We start from the raw sequence: 2,601 nt of genomic DNA on the forward strand, positions 1-2,601 counted from the left end.
TTTGGGGTACGCAGCCGATCTTGGGTGCAATCGACTCGACCGCCGACCACAGCGAGGGATAGTCGCCGCGATGCTCTTGCACCATCCGCACGGCTCGTTCACGGACTTCAGGGGAAAACTTGTTTGTTTTGTTCATGGCTTCATCTTCTCAGGAGTTGAAGCCTCCGCGAAACCCGGGGCGGTTCATTTAGCAAGGTCAGTATTGGTCGCAGTGACTTAGCATAGGTACTATTTGCCACCTTTATGAGTAGCGGTGTCTGTTTTGTCGGTAAGAGCAACCTGTACACCCCGTGTGCAGGTTGCTCTTCTGACGAAGAGCCGATACGGCCATCCCTTCAGTGGCGGGCGAGGATCTTCGCTGCGATGGGCGAAGTGATCATTTGAATCACGGCAAAAAAAGCGGCTGGAATTGCGATCTCTGATGGCAAGCCAGAAGCAGCGACAAACGCTGCAGCGATGCTGAATTCCTTTTTACTGACCGTGAAAAGATAGGTAATCACCTCTTTGCGATCAGAGGTGAGTAACCGTGAGGACATACCTACCAGGTACCCAATCAAATTGAGGCACAGGGCCGCGCCCGCAATCACAAACGCATACCAGCCATAGCCAATGATCGTGGTGGCATTCGGCCCGACCACGGCGAGTAGGATCAGCAGATACAGAATCGACCCTATCCCTGCATACGCTGAATCATGCCGTGCAAAGAAAGCCGAGAACCTTGTACGCAAGCTGACCCCAATCACGGTAGGAAGAAGCACGATTAGTGTTAATTCAAGAATAATTGATCCAAGCGGCACGTCTAACTGAAGGCCGGTGAGCCATAAAAACAGGAAGGGAACAATAAACGGACATAACGCGGTGTTGACTGCGTTGAAAACAGCGGCAAGCGCCACATTGCCTTTCGCCATCAGTACCAAAAGAGGAGAAGACACATCTGTCGGCAGCGTGCCGAGCAAGGTTTGGCCAGCAGCCAGCGGGCCGCTTCCAAAAAATAGACGGCCCGTTAGCCACCCGGCAATCGACATAGGCCCATAGACCAGCCCCAATGCCAACAACTGCCGTGACGGCTTTCGGAACACGATGCGCACTGCATGCGCATCGAATGTGAGGCTGATAATCAACATCAGTAATGCCAGTAATGGCCCAATCGCGAACTTAAGCATTATTCCGGTGGCCGGAAAGAGTAAGCCTCCCCCCGCGACGACGATTACAAACCAGACAAGGTGCGCCTCGACAAAATAAATGAATCTACCCATGGTGGATTGGACGTTACCGGTTGAAGTGGATTGAGCCCCGCACCTAAAACATGATCACCTTCGGCCCAGCACACAAAGGCTCCTTGGTAGCTAGGGACGTGCTTCCCAATCCAGCGATGCAAATAGATAATGCTCAAGGGTTGAAGCTTTAGTTGCTAGAGGTTTTATAGTACCAAGAACAGATAATTCGAGAGAAGGTAACAGATGGGACATCATCATGATCATCCCCACATTGATCCTGCCTCTGGCGACCGGCGCGTCAGCATCTCCATTTGGGCCAATGGGCTCTTAACCATCGCACAAATCGTCGGTGGCATTATGGCGGGGAGCCTATCGCTGATCGCTGATGCGTTACATAACTTTTCTGACATGGCAGCATTAGTCATTGCCTTTGCTGCTCGTAAAATCGCCAGACGGCCTGCCGATGCGCATATGACCTTTGGCTATGGCCGCATCGAGATAGTGGCAGCACTCATCAATTACACCACCCTCATTATTGTCGGTGTCTACCTGATTTACGAAGGCGCTATGCGGATGGTCGATCCCCCTGAGATAGAGGGATGGACGATCGTGATTATTGGTGGCGTCGCGCTCGTCGTCGATGCCCTTACCGCCATGCTCACGTGGTCAATGCAAAAAGAGAGTGTCAATATCCGCGCCCTTTTTCTGCATAACTTATCGGATGCGTTTGCCTCCATCGCCGTGATTATCGGTGGTTCGCTTATTTTACTGTACGACATGCGCTGGGTGGACCCCGCGATCACGATAGGGATTGCGCTATATATTCTTTACCTAGCCTTCTCTGAAATTGGCGGCCCTATCCGTACGCTAATGCTGGGATCTCCCCCGGACATTGACGGGCAGGCAGTCGTTGAGACCGTACGAGATATCGAGGGAGTCCAGGATATTCACCATGTGCATCTATGGCAGATGCAGGAAAACATGGCAGCCCTTGACTGCCACGTGGTTCTGACAGAAACCGGCTGGCAGCAGCTTGAATCCGTCAAAGCAGAGATCAAGGAGCAGCTTAAAATGCGCTTCAGTATTGCTCATTCCAGCCTAGAGTTTGAGCATAGTGACCACGCGCATCAAAATGCCAATCTATATGGGCACGAGTGATAGACCGAGGCCGACTCCCGGCTCAGGTAGGTAGCGAGCGGCTTACTCCCATAGCGATTTGTAGTGGTCTACTAATCCCGGACACCAACGTAGGTGGTAAAATCGCCACCCTAAGCGAGGTGTCAGATGACCAGGAAACGACGCACTTTTTCACCCGAGTTCAAGCAGGAGGCAGCCAGCCTGGTGCTTGATCAAGGATATAGCATTCCCCAGGCTTGTACTTCTC

General features: G+C 52.2%; 3 protein-coding genes and 1 pseudogene. 2 read left to right on the plus strand and 2 right to left on the minus strand.

Annotation, left to right across the window (positions count from 1 at the left end):
* Positions 1 to 136, minus strand: a pseudogene (locus H4J77_RS19310) (IS3 family transposase); the annotation flags it as partial.
* 199 nt (positions 137 to 335) lie between these two features.
* On the minus strand, positions 336 to 1,256 hold the full coding sequence (locus H4J77_RS19315; protein ID WP_027957952.1) for a bile acid:sodium symporter family protein: 921 nt from the start codon (positions 1,254 to 1,256) through the stop codon (positions 336 to 338).
* A gap of 204 nt (positions 1,257 to 1,460) precedes the next feature.
* Here H4J77_RS19315 and H4J77_RS19320 point away from each other — a divergent pair, with 204 nt between their 5' ends.
* Complete coding sequence (locus tag H4J77_RS19320) at positions 1,461 to 2,375, plus strand: cation diffusion facilitator family transporter (protein ID WP_016916432.1); 915 nt, start codon at positions 1,461 to 1,463, stop codon at positions 2,373 to 2,375.
* Positions 2,376 to 2,501: 126 nt separating this feature from the next.
* A partial coding sequence (locus H4J77_RS19325; protein ID WP_182249808.1) for a transposase occupies positions 2,502 to 2,601 on the plus strand: 100 nt, incomplete at its 3' end.

The organism is Pseudomonas sp. 5Ae-yellow, from assembly GCF_014077575.1.
Classification (GTDB): Bacteria; Pseudomonadota; Gammaproteobacteria; order Pseudomonadales; family Pseudomonadaceae; genus Halopseudomonas; species Halopseudomonas neustonica.